The following is an 18,644-nucleotide window of genomic DNA, read 5'->3' as shown; positions in this document are numbered from 1 at the left end:
TTTTCGCAGAGAACGCGGGAGCGCTCCCTGCGCGACCGAAGCTCAGAACAAATCGCGTCCGTGCACCCGCGCGAGGATGCGCAGATCGGGGCCGAAACGGTCGACTGCACGAAAGTCGAGGGCGAGGGCGCCGGCCAGTTCGGTCAGTGCGCCACCGGCGTAGGGCTGGCTCGCCATCCCGAAGCCGTCGCCCAGGAACTTGGGCGCCAGGTACACCAGCAGCTCGTCGACCAGGCCTTCTCGCATCAGCGACCCGTTGAGCTTGTGGCCGGCCTCCACGTGCAGTTCGTTGACCTCGCGCGCGGCCAGGTCACGCAGCATGGCAGCCAGGTCGACCTTGCCGTCGACGTTGGCCAGGACGGTCACCGTGGCGCCCTTGGCCTCCAGCGCGGCGGCGAGCGCCTCGTCGCGGCGGGCCGCGTAAATCCAGACCTGGCGGCCGGGGATGTCGAACAGCCGGGCGTCGGGCGGGGTCTGCAGACGGCTGTCGATGATCACCAGGTTCGGTTGGCGCGGCGTCTCGACGCCGCGCACATCGAGGCGGGGGTTGTCTTCGATCAGCGTGCCGACGCCGGTCAGCACCGCGCTGGCCCGCGCCCGCCAGGCGTGGCCGTCGGCGCGGGCGGCTTCGCCGGTGATCCACTGGCTGGCGCCATTCGCGAGCGCCGTCTTGCCGTCGAGCGACGCCGCGGTCTTCATGCGCACCCATGGCGTCTTGCGCACCATGCGACTGAAGAAGCCGATGTTGAGCTCGCGCGATTCGATGGCGCCGGGCCCGACCTCGACGTCGATGCCTGCCGCGCGCAGTCGCTCGAAACCCTGTCCGGCCACCAGCGGATTCGGGTCGGCGATCGACGCCACGACCCGGCGGATGCCGGCGGCGATCAGCGCGTCGCAGCACGGGCCGGTGCGACCGTGGTGGGCGCAGGGCTCCAGCGTGACGTAGGCCGTGGCACCTTCAACCGAATGGCCGCGCGCGGCGGCGTCGCGCAAGGCCATCACTTCGGCGTGCGGACCACCGACGGGCTGGGTGTGGCCGGTGCCGAGGACGTGACCGGCGGCGTCGGTGAGGACGCAGCCGACGGCAGGATTCGGAGAAGCTGTCTTTTGAGCCTGGACGGCGAGCTGAAGGGCCCGATCAATCATTGAACGAGCATAACCGGACCCTCGAAGACGCTATGCGCGCTAGCGGCCCCAGCATTCATCCGCCGTCGCGGTCGCGTCGGTCACCGCGCGGTCGTTCGCCTGGGTCAAGGTGAAGGTGCCGCATTTGTCGCCGGTCTGTGCACCCTGAGGTGTTGCTTTCAACAGGTAAGCGCTGTCGGAGGCGCTCTCCAGCGAAATGGCGTAGCGCCCGCCTTGCACGCTTTGCAAGGCCGTCGGGAAGCCACTGGTCGGATACACCCCGGTAGCCGTGGCGACGCGCTCGAGCCATTGCGCCGCCTGGAGAAGTCCAGCGCGTGCCTCAGCCCTGTGCCCGCGTCGCACGTACTCCTGGTAACTGGGCAGTGCGATGGCCGTCAGGATCCCGATCACGGCCACCACGATCATCACTTCGATCAAGGTGAATCCGAGGGGCGGCGAGGTTCTCCGGCGTGTCATGCGGGCGCCGGTCATTGCAGTTGCCTCCAGCTCGGATAGAGCGACACGCGCTTGGGCGGGGTCCTGACGGTCGATGGCTTTCCGTCGGGTCTGACGCCCGTTTCCGTGTTGCCATCTTTGCTTCGGAGCTCGACGCTGAGCGCGGTTTCGATTCTGGAACGAGAGTCGCCGGTCTCGGTGTACGCATAGATTTTCGAGTCGGGGCGAGCGCCGGAAATGGCGTTCAGGGTGGTCACATAGCGCTTGCTGGTGACGGAAGGCGCTTCGCAGGTTTCCTCATCCGGATTCGCAACGCCCTGGCCCGGAATCAAACTCGCAATGTCGACCAGGTCGCCTGCGAACCAATCGGGGTTGTCGACGGCGCGCTCGCGGCTGAGCGGAAGGTCCAGGAACCAGCCCCGCCGCGGGGGGGGCCCCGGTAGTCGACCGCGTTGGCGGAAACGGTCCACAGTGCGCTTTGCGAATCGGTGGTCGTCGCCGTCGAAGTGCCGCTGACGGTTTGCTCGGTCAACACCGTGCGGCCGCCTGTGATGGCGCTCGGAGACGAAAATTTGTCGTAGACCCCGTAGATGGTTTGCCGGCTTGTGTCGCCGCGATCGGCATCGGTGAGGTTCTTCCCGGTGGCGAAGACGATCATGAGTCCGCCGTCGGGGTGCGCGACCCAAAGGGGAGCCGTCGCGATGGGCTGTCGCTGAGCGGTCTGGGCACCGTCCTGGGCTACAAAAAGCGGGGCGCCCGAGAAGGCGACGTTCCATTCGCTCGCGTTGCGGCTGCTCAGGTCGAACTTCCACAGGTTGCCGCGCAGGTCGCCTGCGTAGACCGCATCGGGCGTGTTGTCGCCATTCAGATCCACAAGGCGAGGTGTGGACAAGCCATTGCCATTGCCACCCGTGCCATCGGCCGTGAGCTTGACCAGCTCCTTGCCCGCATCGAGATACTGGATCAGCAGCACCGCTTTTTCGCTGCTGCTGTTGTAGCCGTTGCCGATCACCAGCGCCCAGCGACCGTCGTTCATCTTGGTGATTTGCCGAGTGATGCTGGTATTGCCGCGCTCTCGGGCCGGTGTCCCCGTGATGTGCCCGATATCGGCATCGAGCGTTCCGCCGGTCTTGTCCAGGACGACCAGTTCGCTCGCGGCCGTGGTAGCAAAAGTGCTCGGTGTCGTGACGTCGAGGACGAAGTAGCCCTTCCCGCCCATGCCTGGAAAGCCGGCCAGATAGGTCCGCCACTTGGTGCTGGCGCCCGTGTAGATGTCCGCGGTAAACGGCGAGCCGTCGACGAAATAGCGGTGCTGGTAGTTCGGCTTTGTCAGCTGCGGCAGCGCGCCATGAACGCCTTCGGGAACGTACGCCATCAGCTCGCGCCCTGTGGCGGCGTCGAACCCATGAAGCATGCCGTCGTTCGCCCCGACATAGACCATGGACGCACGCGTTGCGTTGTCGGTGCGGAAGGTGGTGTACCCATCTTGGCCGTAGCCGGCGGCTGGCCGTCCCGCCGTGTACCAGATCTGCGAGTTGACGATGTCTCCGTGCCGGGTGCCGCGGGTACGGAACGGTCCCGCGGGCGTGTGCCCCTGCTCCAGCGTTCGGTTACCACGGAGGTAGGAGAGTCTCGACTGGGCCGTGGCGACGGCCGTCGGGCTGGTGTCCAGCACGCCATCGACCGTTGCAAGCGCCGTCTGCTGGCCGGGGGAGAGGTTATCCCAGGACCACGCGATGCCAACAGTCGACGAAGCGCCGGTTCCTGCAGACGTCGTTTTGGACGACAGGACCAAGCGTTGCGACGGCCAGTCCGCCGATTCGGCGTCCATCAAGGTCGCTGTCGTGTGCGGCACGGCCGGACTGCCTGACGTGGCGACGGTTTGGCCCCAGAGGCCCTCGGTGACGGTCGTGGCGCCGGCGTTCACCGCAAAACCTCGGACCTGTCCACTCCAGTCCGTGCCCGTATAGCTGCTGGCGAAAAGGCTGGACCCGATTCGGGACGACGACGAGCTTCCTGCGACCGACGTGATCGGCGTCGACTTGTCCGCCTGAATGTCGTTCAAGATGTCCTTGAAGGCGGCAGACAACGACTTTGCCGTCGGAGCGGGCACGAATTTGCCACGGCTGTTGAGCGCCATGTGCCACAACTCTGGCATGCGCGTCGTTTCGTTGGCGGAGATGGCGTCGGTCCATGCCGCAGTGCCTGTGACCAGCCCTTCATAGCTGTCCCCCGTCCAGGTGTCCGTGCCGAACTTCGGCACCGCAGCAGTGCTGTTCCAGTTGGCGGCTGCATTGAAGCCGACCGTGTAAGTCGTCATGTGCTGCCAGGTCGCGGGATCGTTGCGCGGGTTCCAGAACTCAGGAAGCGTTGTCGCGGCACTGCCGCTCGTGAAATTTTGATCTCCCTTGCGGACCACCTTCGGCGCGACCTTGTTTGCCATGGTCGGCTGCAAATCCGTGGCCCAGTAGTGAAACGCCAGATCGGACAGCGTCGGCAACGGCGCCGTGCCATGGACGCTGGCGAAGAGGGCGGATCCGAAGCTGTCTCGGTACACCCGGGTTTCTTCTTTTGTCAGGTCGTAGACGGTGCTGCCGTCGCCGAGGGTGCGTCGGGTGCCATCTGCGTTGCCGATCATGCTCGCAGCGACCGGGTTCGAGTCATTCCATGGCGTCCTGTCGTTGGGGCCACCATTTCCGTTGCCGAACGGGCTGTTCCACCCACCGTCGGTCATGAACAGGTTGTAGGCCTTGCGACAGCTGAGCATGGGTTCCTGACGCACCCCGGGGACGCTGGCCCAAGGACTGTTCACGCCCGGCTCCGACTTCAAGTATTCACCGGCGTTGAAGAGCATTCGGTGAGAGGGCGTCCCGCTTCGAACGGTGAGGGTGTCGACCCAGGTCATGAACCGTCGACGTTGCGCGGCATCGAGAACGCGCAGCTCGTTCTCGTTCTTGCAGTCGCCGCCGCTGGGGATTCTGAAACATCCCGACATCGCTTGCCATGCCAAGCGGATCTCGCCGTCCGGAACGTTGGTTGCGCTGAAGGTGTCGCGCAGCGCGTCCCTGAGCGTGGCCATTCCACTGAATCCCATGCTGCCCGAATCGTCGACGGAAACGATGACGTTCGGCGCGGCCGGCTTGAACTTTGTTCCAGCCGGCGCCGTGCTCAGCGTGAGCGGTGCGGCAACTGTGGCCAGCGGCGCAGCCAGCGCTGCCGCAAGCAAGCTGAATGCTGACCGTTTGAAGGTCGGGGTTGAAGGCATGGTGATCTCCCTGTTTTTCTTTCCCTGACTGCGACTCAGGAATTGAGGCGTTTCCAGACAAAAATTGTCTGGACGACCGCTTGTGTTTGCGGCCGAACGCCTTCCGCGATGGCCGTGATGCGATAGACCAGCGGGGTCGTATCGTCTGGCGCGAGGCTTTTTGCGGCACCTCCGCGGGTGCTTGCAGAGTTGTCGTAGGGAAGCAGCTCGACCCAGTACCACGCCTTGTTTTTGCTCGGAACGAGCAGAGGGTTGCTGGCGCTGCCAGTCTCGGCGCCGGTGAATTTCCCGTAAGTGGCGGCCTTGGTTTTCATCGCTGCCAGATTCGTGGCGTTTCGCCAGAATTCATTCGCGTCGAAGGTTGCGTTTGCTCCAGGAACGCAGACTGCTGCAATGCAGGGAGGCACGCTGCTTCCCAACAATGCGTTCATGTCCCAATACTCATTCATGTCGGTGGGGAAAAAGGCCTTGTTGGTCGCCACGTCGATGACGCCGAATTCCCTGCAGTGCGTCCCAGCGCAGGGCGCGCCTGAAGTATCTGCCCCCTTGATATCGAGTTCGGCATCTTTGGCCATGGCTTGAGCGGCCTCGAGGGCGCGCTGGTAGTCGCTGTCGACGCCGGAAATAAGTTCATTCAGGAGTGCTGTTCTAGAACTCCAGAGCACCAGCAGCGTCGTCAAGAGCACCATCACAAGAACCACGAAGAGAGAAATCCCTTTCTGGTTCCGGCCCGCGAAGTTGGTGTGATATTTCATGGCAGAAGGCCAGCTCTGATATCGAAGGTGTTTCGAAAAACAAGCCGCAATTTATCACCTCGGTTGGTGCTTTGATTTTTGCAATTTGTGTATGTCGCGCCGGTGTCAGGCATTCGTTGATCGCCCTTCAATTCCAAGCAGATCTCAATCCCGCTGACGGATTTCCAAAGGTTTCCATCTTCCACGGTTTCCGAAGTCATGATTTGGGTCCCAGAAGCCGAACTGACGCGATACGCCACTTGAAAATCCGTCACATTCGTTGCGATAGCCTGCGCTTCGGCGCTGGGCAATGTGGTGGCACACAGGAGTTCATTGCTGGACGCCTTCCGCTTGAACGTTGCGTCCATCGTGGTATTCGCAGCGATGATGCTGCCGAGGCAACTCCGACGTTGCGTATTCTCCAAGCCTGCAGAAGAGAAATTGCTCACGGACAGCGAGTCCCCATCCGCACCGTCCTCACCCTTGACGGAGATGTTCTCGCCATCGATTCCCGAATAGGTGGTATCGAATGAATAAAGTCCATTTGTGTCGCTTCTCAGCGGCTCCTGAGATCCGGCTTGGCGCAATTGAAGGCCAATCACGCGCAGAGCAAAAGAGCCTTGTTGCTGCAGCTGCGCAACGTCGCCGACCGTCCCTGCGGTGGTGCGCGAGACGGTCAGCGTCCCGATCGCTGCTGCGATCACCAGCAATCCCAAGGCAATTCCAACCAACAACTCGATCAGCGTCAGGCCAAGCTGTTGCCTCGGGCTAGATGGGCGTGGGAGGGGCGCCGCTCTCGCGATTTGCAGTGTTTTAGGGTTGCACATAGACCAAATGGCAGAGATGCGTTGCGGGGCACTCGATACCCTCGACCACGGCACTTGGAAGAAAGGGCGTTTTGTAGTCGTCCGAATCGCTGGCTTCGTTCTTTTTCCACGCCACGATGATTCCTAGTTGTCGGCGATTGCTCGAAGTTGCCTCGTCGGTCGACAGGAAAAGGTTTGCTTGGCCCAGCGGAAGTATCTGGGCGACATTTGCTTTCCACTTCGCCAGATCCCAGAGAGCAAGCTCCTCAGGAAGACAATTTGTGGTTGCGCAATCTACCGTGGGTTGGGGCACCGTCGCCGTGAAGTCGCTGACATAAGCGCCAATTTGAGAATAGCTGCCTGGGTTGGTCTTGATTCGCTCGGAAAAATCCTCGATCAGCCGCACTGCCTGACCCCGTCTGACGCCGGTTTGTGTCTCCGCCAGCAGGCGCAGCTGAACGCCGAGCATTCCTAATACCGCCACCGCCAGAATGGCAATGGAAACGAGTGACTCCAGCAGCGTAATGCCTCGCTGCCGCGATCGGTTCGAGCTCAACATTCTGTTCCTTCGGTAGTTCTGATTCGACCGCCAGAATTGACGCAAATCTTCAGAGGAAAGCGAAGTGGAGTGGACAAGTCGCCCAGTTGGAAGGAGTACGCGCCGAGTCCGTTGATCTGTCCCCAGCCATCGAGCACGACGATGTTCTTGCTGGAGGTGGTCGATACACCAATGGGCCTGTTCGAGGTCTGGATGATCGTGTCGCCGGTGTCGAGCGTCTTGTTGCCATTGGCGTCAAACGCGATCATCCAACCGCAATTCCACGCGCCGTCGCTTCCGCCAATGCAGGTATCGGGAATGGAAAGGATGGGCGCCACGAGAATTCGTCCGCCGCGGCGAATGGCCTCGGTACGGGCCAGCGACAGCGTGCGAGAGAGGTCTTCTGCCGCCCGCCGAACCCGATATCGGCCCACTACGTCGGAGAAACTGGGCGCGGCCAAGGCGCCAAGAATTGCGACGATCGCAATGACGACCATGAGCTCCACGGCCGTGAATCCACCCGTCTTGCGCGACGTGGATTGAAACGGAAAGAGGGCTTCGTTGGGTCGCATGATCCGGCGCATGCTATACGCAGGATCAATGAATCAGGCGGCGACCCGGCTCAACGGTTTAAATCAACCGATGAAAGGCGCGCAATTCAATTGCGTGACATTCTGGCAAGATTGCGAATTGAATTTGACAAATGCAGATCAAATGTCGCGCAGCAATTGCCTGAACTCGTCCACGTCCTCGAAGCTACGGTACACCGAGGCAAAGCGCACGTAGGCGACCTTGTCCAGCTTCTTCAGCTCCCGCATGACAAGCTCACCGACCTTGGTCGATTCGATTTCCCGAAGGCCGCTGGACAGGAGCTTTTGCTCCATGCGAAAGAGGGCGCCGTCGATCTGCTCGATGCTGACCGGCCGCTTACGCAGGGCCAGCATCATCGAGGCGCGCACCTTGGTCGAGTCGAAGTCGGCACGGCTGCCGTCCTTCTTCACGACGACTGGGAAGTTGACGTCCGGCCGCTCGTAGGTCGTGAAACGCTTGTCGCAGTCGCCGCACTGGCGGCGGCGCCGGACGAAGTCGCCGTCTTCCGAAACGCGGGTTTCGACGACCTGCGTTTCGGCGTGACCGCAGAATGGGCACTTCATGCGGCCGGACCGCCCGACGCCGGGCCGCCCCAAGGCGGGCGCGGCCCCTCTGGAGGGCAGCGAGCACACGAAGTGCCGAGCGTGGGGGCCACGTTTTTCAACGGTAAACCGGGAAGCGACTGGTCAGCGCATGCACCTTGGCGCGCACGGCCTCGATGTTCGCTGCGTCGCGCGGGTTGTCCAGCACATCGGCCACCAGGTGGGCGGTGGCGCGGGCCTCTTCGTCCTTGAAGCCGCGCGTCGTCATCGCCGGGGTGCCGATGCGCACGCCGCTGGTGACCATCGGCTTTTCCGGGTCGTTCGGGATCGCGTTCTTGTTGATGGTCATGTGCGCGCTCCCCAGCACCGCTTCGGCTTCCTTGCCGGTGATGCCCTTGGAGCGCAGGTCGACCAGCATGACGTGGCTCTCGGTGCGGCCGCTCACGATGCGTAGGCCGCGCGCTATCAGCGTCTCGGCGACGATCTGCGCGTTTTTCACGACCTGCTGCTGATACGCCTTGAACTCGGGCGCCATCGCTTCCTTGAAGGCCACGGCCTTGGCGGCGATGACGTGCATCAGCGGGCCGCCCTGCAGGCCGGGGAAGATTGCGCTGTTGATGGCCTTTTCGTGCTGCGACTTCATCAGGATGATGCCGCCGCGCGGGCCGCGCAGGCTCTTGTGGGTCGTGGACGTGACCACGTCGGCATGCGGCACCGGGTTGGGGTACACGCCCGCAGCCACCAAGCCGGCGTAGTGGGCGATGTCGACCATGAAGATCGCGCCGACGTCCTTGGCCACCTTGGCGAAGCGCTCGAAGTCGATGCGCAGCGAGTAGGCAGATGCTCCCGCGATGATCAGCTTGGGCAGGTGCTCGTGCGCCTTGCGTTCCATCGCGTCGTAGTCGATGGCTTCGTTCGCGTCGAGGCCGTAACTGACGACGTTGAACCACTTGCCGCTCATGTTCAGCGGCATGCCATGCGTCAAGTGACCGCCTTCGGCGAGACTCATGCCCATGATGGTGTCGCCGGGCTTCAAGAAGGCGAGCATCACGGCTTCGTTGGCCGAGGCGCCGCAATGCGGCTGCACGTTAGCGGCGTCGGCACCGAAGATCTGCTTGATGCGGTCGATGGCCAGTTGCTCGGCGATGTCGACGAATTCGCAGCCGCCGTAATAGCGCTTGCCGGGGTAGCCTTCGGCGTATTTGTTCGTGAGCTGCGAGCCCTGGGCCTGCATGACGGCTGGCGAGGCGTAGTTCTCGCTTGCGATCAGTTCGATGTGGTGTTCCTGGCGGACGTTCTCGGCCTGGATGGCGGCCCAGAGTTCGGGGTCGGTCTGTTCGACCAGGATGTCGCGGTGGTACATGGCAGTCCTTTGAAGACGGTGGTCCTTGTTCGTCGATCAAACAAGGGCTGCCCAGGCGAACGGCTGATCACCCGGTAGGGCCGGGCGGCACGCTTCCCAGTGGTAGTCCACGTCAGCGCCGTCGGCCCCGAAAAGGGCGCGGCGCCTATCGCCAGTCGCGTACCCGGCGAGTGTAGCCGAGGGCCGACCAGCCGGGAGCAGGACCGTCGATCAGGAGTCTGCCAACAACGCCACCTTTTCCGGCGGCGCCACGGGCGTTCCTTCCGGTTTAGCTGGCGCGACGACCGGGATTGGCTGGCTCTGGGGCGCCTGCGCACGCAGGGCCGGCGGCGTCACCGTCGACGGTGCCTTGCCGTTCGCGACCTGAACAAGACGTGCATGCTCCGCCAGCACCTTGGCTGCGTAGCCGCCGTCGTCGTCGAGGTTCGCGGCGCCGACGTAATAGCGCAGGCCGGCTTCCAGCGAGCCGGCACGGGCGATGCATTCCTGCAGTACCTTGACGCCCACGCGCATGTTGGTCACCGGGTCGAAAGCGGTGAGCGTCCCTCCCGCGCTTTCGTACTTGTCCTCGTGCACGCGCGTCATGACCTGCATCAGCCCCTGGGCGCCCACATGGCTTTGGGCGAACGGGTTGAAGCTGGATTCCACAGCCATGATCGCAAGGATCAGGGTCGGGTCGAGCTTGGTGCGCTGGCCCAGTCCATAGGCCTCAGCCACCAGAACACTCAACGGCTCGGCGGCCACGCGGTACTTCTTGCTGAGCCAAAAAGCCACGGCGGCCTGCTGCTTCGGCAGGTCGAGCGGGCGTGCGGCCGTGGTGCGGTCGATCGCGGTGGGCTCCAGTGCCGTGGCTTCCGGCGCGGGTTTGCGCGACTCGAGCCAGGTGGCGAGTTGCGCTTCACCGGAGGCACGCAGGTCTGGGCGTGCGAACAGAGCCAGCACGGCGAACACGGTGGCCAGCCCGAGGAGGGCAAAGCCATTGTGCGTGATTTCAAAAAAGCCGTCGACCACATCGGAACCGAATGTCCGTAGCCCGCGGGCTGTAGTCTGCAACGTCTTGTGCATCGCTCTTCCTTTCTGTGCGGCGTCTGAGACTCACGCCGGAGGGCGGAAGGGAGGACGGCAGCGCTTGGATTGGTACGTACCAGGTCAGCGCGAGAAGTGGAGCGCTGACAAACTGGTGAGGCCGAAAGTATTCGGCGGCGGATCGGGACGGCCCGGGGAGAAAGGTAGTGAGACCGGGCGAGGCGAATTCTAGGAGTGGCCAAATACACGGTCAAGCATAAGGATGTTCATTGATATGCCATGTAGGATGAAGGCGTCGATTGGTTTTTTGGTATCTTCACCCGCCCGGCGATTGCAAATCTGTGTTGCCGCAGCCGATCGAAGCGCCTAATCTGAGGGGGTCCGATCTCATCGGGCATTCACCGAAGCCCAATGGTTCGACAAGCGATTGAAGAACCAGCGGCGGAGGCCAATGGCGGCAATCTCTTGCTGCCAGCACGAACGGAACCATTCACTTCCGATCGCGCGAAAAGATGGCATGGGCCTCGTGCCCGCCATCGAGCCCGGCGGCAAGACTTCAGGTCGAGCCGCCGGGCTTTCTTGTTTCTGAGACGGCTGCGTCAAACTTCTCGTTGCACGAGCTTCGCTGGGGAACGGGCTTTCCATGCCATTCAATTGCGGCACACTCGCGCGATGAATGTCGCCTCATTAAAGAAGAGCAAGTGGTTGCGGCGCGGGGGCGTCGCGGTGTTGGGGGTGCTGGTCCTCTGGGCGGTGGCCTGGTTGGCCGTGCCGCCGCTGATGAAGAGTCAGCTGCAGAAGATCGCGTCAGAAAAGCTGGGCCGCCAGGTCACCGTGGGCGCCATCGACTTCAAGCCGTGGTCGCTGGAACTCGCACTGACTGACCTGAAAGTCGCCGCCACCGATGGCGGTCCGCCGCAGCTGGCCGTCCGACGCTTGTATGCCGATGCGGAACTGCAGTCCTTGCTCCGCCTGGCACCGGTGATCGACGCGGTGAGCGTCGAAGGCCCGGCCGTCCGGCTGACGCATGCGGCCGACGGCAAGTACGACATCGACGACATCCTGGCCAGGCTCGCAAGCCCGCCGGATGCACCCCAATCCGACCCCGCGCGCTTCGCGGTCTACAACATCAGTGTGACCGACGGGTCGGTGGATTTCGACGACCGGACCGTCGGCCGCACGCATGCGCTGCGCGACCTGGTGCTCAAGGTCCCGTTCCTCAGCAACCTCGCCTCGAAGCGCGAGATCACGACCGAGCCCAAGCTCGCCTTCACGCTCAACGGCAGCGCCTTCGATTCGGCCGCCTTCACGACGCCCTTCGCCGCCAACCGCAAGACCGATGCGCAACTGCGCTTCAAGGGTCTCGACCTCGCGCCGTACCTGGGCTACATCCCCGCGGGCCTGCCGGTCCAGGTCAAGGCCGGTCTGCTGGACGCCGATCTCAAGATCGACTTCGAACAGGCGGCGACGACGGGTCTCAAGATCACCGGCACCATCGAGGCGCACCAGGCCAAGGTGGCCGACGCCCGGGGCCGCGATCTGCTCGGCTTCGACGCCCTCAAGATCGCGCTGGTGGATGTGCGGCCGCTCGACGGCGTGATCCATCTGGGCGACGTGGCGCTCACGGCGCCGCAGCTCGTGGTGGCGCGTGACGCAGCCGGCCAGTTGAACCTGCTGGCCACCGATCCGGCGACCGGCGCGACGCAGAAGGTTGCCGTGCCGAAGGCGCCGGCCAGCGCAGCGGCGGCACCCGCCGCCAAGAAGCCGATGCAGGTCACCGTGGACAAGGTCGTGCTGAACGGCGGCCGTGTCGGCTGGCGCGACGAGACCACCGCACCGGCGGCGGCCATCGATGTGACTGCGCTCACCGTCGAAGCGACCGGCATCACCTGGCCGGTGCAGAAGCCCGTCCGTTTCAACGGCTCGACCCGGGTGGGCGGTGCCGGGCTCAAGTTCCAGGGCGAAGCGACCGACAAGGTGGCCAGCGTGCAGACCGAGGTCGACGCGCTGCCCCTGTCGCTTGCGGCGCCGTACCTCGCGCGGAGCCTGGAGCCCACGCTGGACGGCAAGCTCAGCGGGCAGATCGACGTGGCCTGGAATGCGCCTGATATCAAGTTCACCGCGCGCCGGTTGTCAGCCGACGGCCTGGCGCTCACGCAGGGCAAGACGGCGCTGGCGAGCGTCGGCCGCTTCGAGCTGGTCGATGCCGTGGCCGACATGACGCAGCACACGCTGGCCATCGCCTCGTTCACGGCGACGAACCCGAAGGTCCGCATCGAGCGCGACAGCGAGAAGCGCTGGATGTTCGAGCGCTGGCTCAAGGCGCCGGTCGGCGCTTCGGATCAGGCCGTGGCGAAGGTTGCGGCACCCAAGTCCGCCGAGGCCGCTGCACCCGCATCGGCTTCCGCTTCATCGAACACCAAGCCCTGGCGCCTCAGCATCGCGACGCTGGCCGTGGATAACGGCACGCTGTCCTATGCCGACAAGGCCAGCGGCACGCCGGTCGCCTTCGAAGTCACCGCGCTGAAGCTTCTCGCCCAGAGGGTCACGCCCGACACCGCGACCGTGTCGCCGGTGGAACTGTCCGGCCGCATCGCTGCCGGCCGCGCGGAGCCGGGCAAGTTCGACTACAAGGGCCAGGTCGTGCTCAAGCCGCTGTCCGCCGAAGGCCGGCTCGAGGTTGCCGCCTTCCCGGCGCATGCCTTCAAGGCCTACTACGCCGACGCGCTGAACATCGACATCCGCCGCGCCTTCGCCAGCTACCGCGGCACGGTGCGATACGACGCCTTGCCGGCGGGCATGAGCCTCAAGCTGGCGGGCGACACGGCGGTGGAGGACTTCCGCGCCAACAGCGCCGCGCTCACGCAGTCTGCGTCGCCCGGCCTGGAGCGCGCCAACAACCAGTTGCTGAGCTGGAAGGCCCTCAGCCTGCGCGGGCTGCAAGTGGCCATGGTGCCCCGCGCGCCGTTGTCGGTCGATGTGCGCGAAACCACGCTCACCGATTTCTTCGCGCGGGTCATCGTCGACCCCACGGGCCGGTTGAACCTGCAGAACCTCACGAAGAAGTCGCAGCAGGCGGCCGACACCGCGGCAGTCGCCGTGGCCGCCACCCAAGCGGCCGAGGCCTCCACGGAACGCACTCGCGACGGCACCACGACGACGACCGCGCAGGTGCCACCAGCCGCTGCCGATTCAGGCAGCCCGTCGCCCGTGATCCGCTTCGGTCCGATGAGCCTGGTCAACGGCAAGATCGACTTCACCGACCTGTTCGTCAAGCCGAACTACTCGGCGGACCTGAGCGAGCTCACCGGCAAGCTCAGCGCCTTCGCGTCCAACAAGCCCGAGATGGCCGACCTCGAACTGCGCGGCAAGGCGCAACAGACAGCGGCGCTCGACATCTCCGGCAAGATCAATCCGCTCGCGAAGCCACTCGAACTCGACATCACGGCCAAGATGCGCGACCTCGACCTGGCGCCGCTGACGCCGTACGCGGTGCGCTACGCCGGCCACGGCATCGAGCGCGGCAAGCTCAGCATGGACGTCAACTACAAGATCTCCGCCGAGGGCCGCCTGGCGGCGACCAACAAGCTGGTGCTCAACCAGCTGCAGTTCGGCGAGGCGGTGGAGGGCGCCCCCAACAGCCTGCCGGTGAAACTCGCGGTGGCGCTGCTGGCCGACCGCAATGGCGTCATCGACGTCGATCTGCCCATCAGCGGCTCGCTCAACGACCCGCAGTTCAGCATCGGTTCGTTGATCTTCAAGGCGCTGGGCACGCTCATCGTCAAGGCCGTGACGGCGCCGTTCAGCCTGCTGACGGGCGGCTTCGGCGGCGGTGGCCTGGGCGAGGCGAGTGCGGTTGCCTTCGATGCCGGCAGCGCCGCCTTGTCAGCCGGCGCCAAGGAAAACCTCGACAAGGTGGCCAAGGCGCTGACCGATCGTCCAGCGCTGCAACTCACCGTGGTCGGCACTGCCAGCCTCGACAAGGAGCGCGAGGCCGCCAAGCGCCAGCGCCTGCGGCAATTGCTGCTGTCCGAGAAGCGCCGCACGGCCGCACGTGCCGGCCAGAACGCGGCGGAGGTGAGCGCGGTCAGCGACGCCGAGTACCCGGATCTGCTCGCTGCCGTCTACAAACGTGCCGACATTCCGAAGCCACGCAACCTGATCGGTTTGACCAAAGACCTGCCGCCAAAGGAAATGGAAGACCTGCTGCTGGCCTCCCTCACCATCAACGAGGAGACGATCCGCCAACTGGCGGTCGAGCGCGGCGGCGTGGTCCGCGACTACCTTCTGACGAAGCAATTGCCCAGCGAACGGCTCTTCTTGGGCGCCGTGCGTACGAACCCGTCCGGCAACGATTGGAAACCTGCCGCCGAACTGAATCTGGCGACCCGTTGAACGGAACACCCGCCGGTCGGTGAAAATGGCGGGGTGCGCCGGCTTTTTGCCGGCGCCTTCGCTTTTCTCATCTTTCTCAGACAAACGACCTGCGCGCAGTGACCTCTACCTCTTCCAAGCACCACGACCTCCAGTCTCTCGACACGCTCACGGGCGGTGCGTTCACCGCCCCCACGTCCGGCGAGCGGGCCCAGCGCATCCGCGAATGGCTCGCGGCGAACCCTGCGCCCGAACAGATGCAGGAGGTCTTCAAGGAGCTCAGCGGCCGGGACAAGGGCGCGGCGCGCCTGCTGCGCGAGAGGCTCGACGAGATCAAGCGCGCCAAGGGCCAGGAGGCCATCGCCGCCGAATGGGCGCAGAAGGCCGAGGCTTTGCTGGCGCAGTCAAAACTCAACATCGCCGATGCGCTCGCCTGGCAACGCGACGCCGCCAAGGCCGGTGCGCCGCTGTCGCGCGAGCCGCTGGCCGGCTTCAAGGTGCAGCTGACCGAACGCGTGAAGGGCATCGAGGACCTGCAGCACCGTGCCCAGGTCCAACGCGAAGCCGCTGTGCTTCTGGCGCAGCGCTTCGAGGTGCTGTCGACCAAAAGCTGGCGCGATGCGCAGGCGGCTGAAGAAGGCTTGCGTGCTGACGTGACGCATTGGCAGCAGCAGGCGACCGAATTGACCACCGACGCCAACTGGAACAGCCTGGACGCCAAGTTCGCGCCGCAGATCGACGCCTCCAAGGCGCAATTGCTGGTGGTGTCCGATGCCTTCCACGGCGCGTTGGCGCAGGCCATCGCCGCCGCGGCCGACACCGCCGCGCCGCTGCCGCCGGTGCCCGTCTGGGCCGATGAGCTGCGCGCCGCACGCGGCCTGCCGACCGAAGCCGCCGCGGCAGCGCCGCCCAAGTCGGCCGGCCCGAAGGTCGACCCCGAGAAGCGCGCAGCTGCGCAAGCCGCGGTCGAGGTCGCGTTGGCGAAACTGGAACAGGAAACGGCCGAGGGCCATGGCAAAGCCAGCGCCGGTGCGGCCGCCGCACTGCGCGCGGTGCTGAAGGAGCACGGCAAGCAGGTCGAGGCTGCGCTCGAGGCCCGTGTGCACGCTGCGCTCGTCGCTGCCGGCGAACTCGAAGGCTGGCAACGCTGGAGCGCCGACAAGGTGCGCGAAGACCTCGTCGCCAAGGCCGAAGGCCTGCTCAAGCGCCCGGAAGGCCAGGCGCTCGGCGGCCGCAAGATGCAGGAAACGCTGCGGTCGCTGCGCGACCAATGGAAGCAGGCCGACCAGGGCGGCGTGCCGAACCACGCGCTGTGGAAGCGCTTCGACGAAGCCTGCAACGAGGCCCACAAGGTGGTCGAGGCCTGGCTCGAGAAGGTGCGCGCCGATGCGGCGGAGCACCGCGCCCATCGCGTGGCGCTGATCGAGGAGGTCAAGGCCTGGGCTGAAGCGCATGCCGAAGCGGCCGACCTGAAGGCGCACAACCGCGCGCTGCACCAGTTCGCCGACCGCTGGCGCGACGGGGGCCACGTCGGCGAGAAGGTCTTCGCCGAGCTGCAGCCGCTGTGGAACGCCGCCTTCGGTGCCGCCCGCGCGCCGCTCGAGACGGCGCAGGCCGCCAGCATCGAACGCCGCCAAGCCATGATCGCCGAGGCGACCGATCTGGGCGCGCAGCCGATGCTGCGCATCGACGCCGTCAAGGCGCTGCAGCAGCGCTGGCAGGCCGAGGCCCAGGGCGTACCACTCGACCGCCGACAGGAACAGAAGCTGTGGGACGCGTTCCGCGCGCCGATCGACGACGCCTTCAACCGCAAGACGGCCGAGCGCGAAAAGGCGTCGACGGCGATGAGCGAGCACGACCGCAACGTGCTGGAAGCATCCAAGGCGCTCGACGCGGCGAATGCGTCCGGCGACGTGCAGAAGATCCGTGCTGCCGTCGCGCAACTCGAGGCCGCCCTGCGTGGCGAAGCGCCGGTGCGTCCGGCGCCTGCACCCGCGCCGGCCAAGGCCGAGAGCGATGGCCCGTCCGTCGGGGCGACCGAAGTCGTCGCGCCGGGCCAGGCCGCGGCCGAGTTCAGCGAAGGCGCTTCGGTGCAGCCGGTGCCGGGCGAGACCGACGCACCGTCACCCGTGGCGGCACCTGAGCCGGACGAGGCCGGTCAAGCCGCTGCGCCCGCACCGTCGGGCGACTTGATCGCCCCGGTCGGCAGTGCCGACGCCTCGGCGCTGGCCGACGAAGGCGACAACGCGGCCGCCGCCACGCCGGTGGCGCCGCCCAAGGCGCCGCCGAAGCCGGTGGTGGCCGCGCGCCGCGGCGACGACCGTCCAGGCAGCCGCAAGGCCGAGCCGACGGGTCCGGCGAGCCGCTTCGGCGACCGCCGCGACAGCCGCAGCGGCCCGGGTGGGCGTCCGAACGATCGCGGCCCACGTCCTGGTGGCCCGGGAGGCCCCGGTGGCGATCGCTTCGGCGACCGTCCGCCGCGCTTCGAAGACCGCGGTCCCCGTCTGGGCGACACCGCGTTCCGCGCGCAGCGCGAAGCGCTCGAGCGAGCCGACCTGGCGCTGCGCAAGCTGGCGGCCCAGGCCCACGGCGAAGCGCTCACGCACCTGCTGGGCGCGTGGGAGAAGCGCGATGCGGCCCAACTGCCGAGCGTGCAGGAACTCGGCCGGGCGGTCACGCCTGCCGTGCGCACCGCGTGGACGCAGGCGGTTGCCAAGCCACCCTCCGGCGACGCGGGCGAAGCGCTGCTGCGCCTGGAGATGGCAGCCGAGGTGCCGACGCCGGCCGACCTGATCGACGCGCGTCGTGCGCTCCAGCTCAAGCTGCTGACCAAGCGTGGCGACCCGGCCCCGGCACAGACCTGGGGCGAGGATGCGGGCAAGGTGCTGGCCTCGGCCCACGACGCCACCACGGCGCGCCGTCTGCAGAACGCGCTGAAGGCGCTGCTGCGCAAGTAGGCGCCGCAGGCTGAGAGCCTGAGGAGAGTGGGGCCGCGTTGCCGAAGGGCGCGCGGCCTTTTGTCTTTCAGCGGCCTGGGGGCGTGAAGAAGGCGTCGAACAGCGCCAGCAGCGGCGGGAATTCCTCGCCGAAGCGCGCGCGGTTCACGAAGTAGGCCTCGCACGCCACCGCGAAGAACTCGCTGATCGACTCGGCGCCGTAAGGGTCGAGCCAGGTCGCCTCGCCGCCGAAGCGTTCGGCGACGATCGTCTTCTCGCGGAAGTCCTCGAAGGCCGGCTGAATCACCGCGATCCACCCCGCATGCGCGTCGCGCGCACTGGCGTAGCCGCCGAAGCCGACTGGCAGCGTCGGGCAGCCGTCGGCGGCACCGTCGCGCATGTCGATCTTGTGGGCGAACTCGTGGATCACGACGTTGTAGCCCTCGGCGGCTGTCAGGCTGCTGGCGAGCACGTCCTGCCAGCTCAGCATGACCGGCCCGCGGTCCATCGCCTCGCCGGCCACCACCTCGTCGTACTCGTGGACGACGCCGGTCTCGTCCACGGTCTTGCGTCGTGCGACCACCTCGGACGAATGCACCACGATGCCGACGAAGTCGTCGTACCAGTCGAGCCCGCCGGGCAGGTGCAGCACAGGCAGCACGGCCTGCGCCGCGACGGCCAGGGCCACCTCGTCGGTGATGACGAAACCGTGCGCGCCGTGGAATTCCTTGTCGCGCAGGAACTCGGCGGCCATGGCGCGCAGCCGGTCACCGTCGCCCGCAGAACGGTCGTCCAGGAAGGGATAGCGGGCCAGCGTGGCCTGCCAGGCGGCATCGGGAATCGCGGGGGCGGCGCGCAGGCCGCGGAGCCACTTGAACATCGCGGCCC

Annotated in this window: 14 protein-coding genes and 1 riboswitch; of the genes, 2 read left to right on the top strand and 12 right to left on the bottom strand. The window is 65.8% G+C overall.

Annotated elements, in window-relative coordinates:
* Nucleotides 1–42: 42 nt before the first annotated feature.
* The 11 genes from ribD to ACSFA0_RS12545 all read right to left on the bottom strand — a co-directional run bounded on the left by ribD (nt 43) and on the right by ACSFA0_RS12545 (nt 10,485).
* The gene (gene ribD, locus ACSFA0_RS12595) at nt 43–1,146 is read right to left on the bottom strand and encodes a bifunctional diaminohydroxyphosphoribosylaminopyrimidine deaminase/5-amino-6-(5-phosphoribosylamino)uracil reductase RibD (protein ID WP_435450506.1); all 1,104 of its coding nucleotides are present in this window, start codon (nt 1,144–1,146) and stop codon (nt 43–45) included.
* Nucleotides 1,147–1,185: 39 nt separating this feature from the next.
* Nucleotides 1,186–1,617: a type IV pilin protein gene (locus ACSFA0_RS12590; RefSeq protein WP_435450505.1), complete on the bottom strand. Its 432-nt coding sequence runs from the start codon at nt 1,615–1,617 to the stop codon at nt 1,186–1,188.
* On the bottom strand, nt 1,614–1,913 hold the full coding sequence (locus ACSFA0_RS12585; RefSeq protein ID WP_435450504.1) for a hypothetical protein: 300 nt from the start codon (nt 1,911–1,913) through the stop codon (nt 1,614–1,616). The genes ACSFA0_RS12590 and ACSFA0_RS12585 overlap by 4 nt, the downstream gene beginning before the upstream one ends.
* Nucleotides 1,910–4,846, bottom strand: coding sequence for a pilus assembly protein (locus ACSFA0_RS12580; protein WP_435450503.1), 2,937 nt, complete (start codon nt 4,844–4,846; stop codon nt 1,910–1,912). Before ACSFA0_RS12580 ends, ACSFA0_RS12585 begins: the two co-directional genes overlap by 4 nt.
* Nucleotides 4,847–4,881: 35 nt before the next feature.
* Nucleotides 4,882–5,601 carry a pilus assembly PilX family protein gene (locus ACSFA0_RS12575; protein ID WP_435450502.1) on the bottom strand — a complete coding sequence of 240 codons (720 nt, stop codon included), beginning with the start codon at nt 5,599–5,601 and terminating at the stop codon, nt 4,882–4,884.
* Nucleotides 5,598–6,407 carry a PilW family protein gene (locus ACSFA0_RS12570; RefSeq protein ID WP_435450501.1) on the bottom strand — a complete coding sequence of 270 codons (810 nt, stop codon included), beginning with the start codon at nt 6,405–6,407 and terminating at the stop codon, nt 5,598–5,600. Before ACSFA0_RS12570 ends, ACSFA0_RS12575 begins: the two co-directional genes overlap by 4 nt.
* Complete coding sequence (gene pilV, locus ACSFA0_RS12565) at nt 6,394–6,945, bottom strand: type IV pilus modification protein PilV (RefSeq protein WP_435450500.1); 552 nt, start codon at nt 6,943–6,945, stop codon at nt 6,394–6,396. The genes ACSFA0_RS12570 and pilV overlap by 14 nt, the downstream gene beginning before the upstream one ends.
* Nucleotides 6,939–7,496, bottom strand: coding sequence for a GspH/FimT family pseudopilin (locus ACSFA0_RS12560; RefSeq protein WP_435450499.1), 558 nt, complete (start codon nt 7,494–7,496; stop codon nt 6,939–6,941). The genes pilV and ACSFA0_RS12560 overlap by 7 nt, the downstream gene beginning before the upstream one ends.
* A 138-nt stretch (nt 7,497–7,634) precedes the next feature.
* A complete protein-coding gene (nrdR, locus tag ACSFA0_RS12555) occupies nt 7,635–8,078 on the bottom strand; it encodes a transcriptional regulator NrdR (RefSeq protein ID WP_435450967.1) in 444 nt (147 codons plus the stop codon).
* A 97-nt stretch (nt 8,079–8,175) separates the two neighbouring features.
* The gene (glyA, locus tag ACSFA0_RS12550) at nt 8,176–9,420 is read right to left on the bottom strand and encodes a serine hydroxymethyltransferase (protein WP_435450498.1); all 1,245 of its coding nucleotides are present in this window, start codon (nt 9,418–9,420) and stop codon (nt 8,176–8,178) included.
* Nucleotides 9,421–9,462: 42 nt separating this feature from the next.
* A riboswitch (ZMP/ZTP riboswitch) is annotated at nt 9,463–9,589 on the bottom strand.
* Nucleotides 9,590–9,630: 41 nt separating this feature from the next.
* Nucleotides 9,631–10,485: a lytic transglycosylase domain-containing protein gene (locus tag ACSFA0_RS12545; RefSeq protein ID WP_435450497.1), complete on the bottom strand. Its 855-nt coding sequence runs from the start codon at nt 10,483–10,485 to the stop codon at nt 9,631–9,633.
* A gap of 633 nt (nt 10,486–11,118) precedes the next feature.
* On the opposite strand from ACSFA0_RS12545, the gene ACSFA0_RS12540 reads away from it, so the two are divergent.
* Together ACSFA0_RS12540 and ACSFA0_RS12535 are read left to right on the top strand one after the other, a co-directional pair.
* A complete protein-coding gene (locus ACSFA0_RS12540) occupies nt 11,119–14,841 on the top strand; it encodes a DUF748 domain-containing protein (protein ID WP_435450496.1) in 3,723 nt (1,240 codons plus the stop codon).
* A gap of 98 nt (nt 14,842–14,939) precedes the next feature.
* A complete protein-coding gene (locus ACSFA0_RS12535; protein ID WP_435450495.1) occupies nt 14,940–17,777 on the top strand; it encodes a DUF349 domain-containing protein in 2,838 nt (945 codons plus the stop codon).
* A 67-nt stretch (nt 17,778–17,844) separates the two neighbouring features.
* On the opposite strand, the gene ACSFA0_RS12530 is transcribed toward ACSFA0_RS12535, so the two are convergent.
* Nucleotides 17,845–18,636, bottom strand: a complete 792-nt coding sequence (locus tag ACSFA0_RS12530) for a M90 family metallopeptidase (RefSeq protein ID WP_435450494.1) — start codon at nt 18,634–18,636, stop codon at nt 17,845–17,847.
* Nucleotides 18,637–18,644: the final 8 nt, after the last annotated feature.

The organism is Variovorax restrictus (genome assembly GCF_051216715.1).
Taxonomy (GTDB): domain Bacteria; phylum Pseudomonadota; class Gammaproteobacteria; order Burkholderiales; family Burkholderiaceae_C; genus Variovorax.
This window is presented reverse-complemented; position numbering and strand designations above follow the sequence as displayed.

Excerpts from the sequence above, each read along its gene's own strand:
- ACSFA0_RS12545 (WP_435450497.1), bottom strand. The coding sequence starts at position 10,485 with ATGCACAAGACGTTGCAGACTACAGCCCGCGGGCTACGGACATTCGGT.
- ACSFA0_RS12580 (WP_435450503.1), bottom strand. The coding sequence starts at position 4,846 with ATGCCTTCAACCCCGACCTTCAAACGGTCAGCATTCAGCTTGCTTGCG.
- pilV (WP_435450500.1), bottom strand. The coding sequence starts at position 6,945 with ATGTTGAGCTCGAACCGATCGCGGCAGCGAGGCATTACGCTGCTGGAG.
- ACSFA0_RS12540 (WP_435450496.1), top strand. The coding sequence starts at position 11,119 with ATGAATGTCGCCTCATTAAAGAAGAGCAAGTGGTTGCGGCGCGGGGGC.
- ACSFA0_RS12575 (WP_435450502.1), bottom strand. The coding sequence starts at position 5,601 with ATGAAATATCACACCAACTTCGCGGGCCGGAACCAGAAAGGGATTTCT.
- ACSFA0_RS12560 (WP_435450499.1), bottom strand. The coding sequence starts at position 7,496 with ATGCGACCCAACGAAGCCCTCTTTCCGTTTCAATCCACGTCGCGCAAG.
- ribD (WP_435450506.1), bottom strand. The coding sequence starts at position 1,146 with ATGATTGATCGGGCCCTTCAGCTCGCCGTCCAGGCTCAAAAGACAGCT.
- ACSFA0_RS12530 (WP_435450494.1), bottom strand. The coding sequence starts at position 18,636 with ATGTTCAAGTGGCTCCGCGGCCTGCGCGCCGCCCCCGCGATTCCCGAT.
- nrdR (WP_435450967.1), bottom strand. The coding sequence starts at position 8,078 with ATGAAGTGCCCATTCTGCGGTCACGCCGAAACGCAGGTCGTCGAAACC.
- ACSFA0_RS12570 (WP_435450501.1), bottom strand. The coding sequence starts at position 6,407 with ATGTGCAACCCTAAAACACTGCAAATCGCGAGAGCGGCGCCCCTCCCA.
- glyA (WP_435450498.1), bottom strand. The coding sequence starts at position 9,420 with ATGTACCACCGCGACATCCTGGTCGAACAGACCGACCCCGAACTCTGG.
- ACSFA0_RS12590 (WP_435450505.1), bottom strand. The coding sequence starts at position 1,617 with ATGACCGGCGCCCGCATGACACGCCGGAGAACCTCGCCGCCCCTCGGA.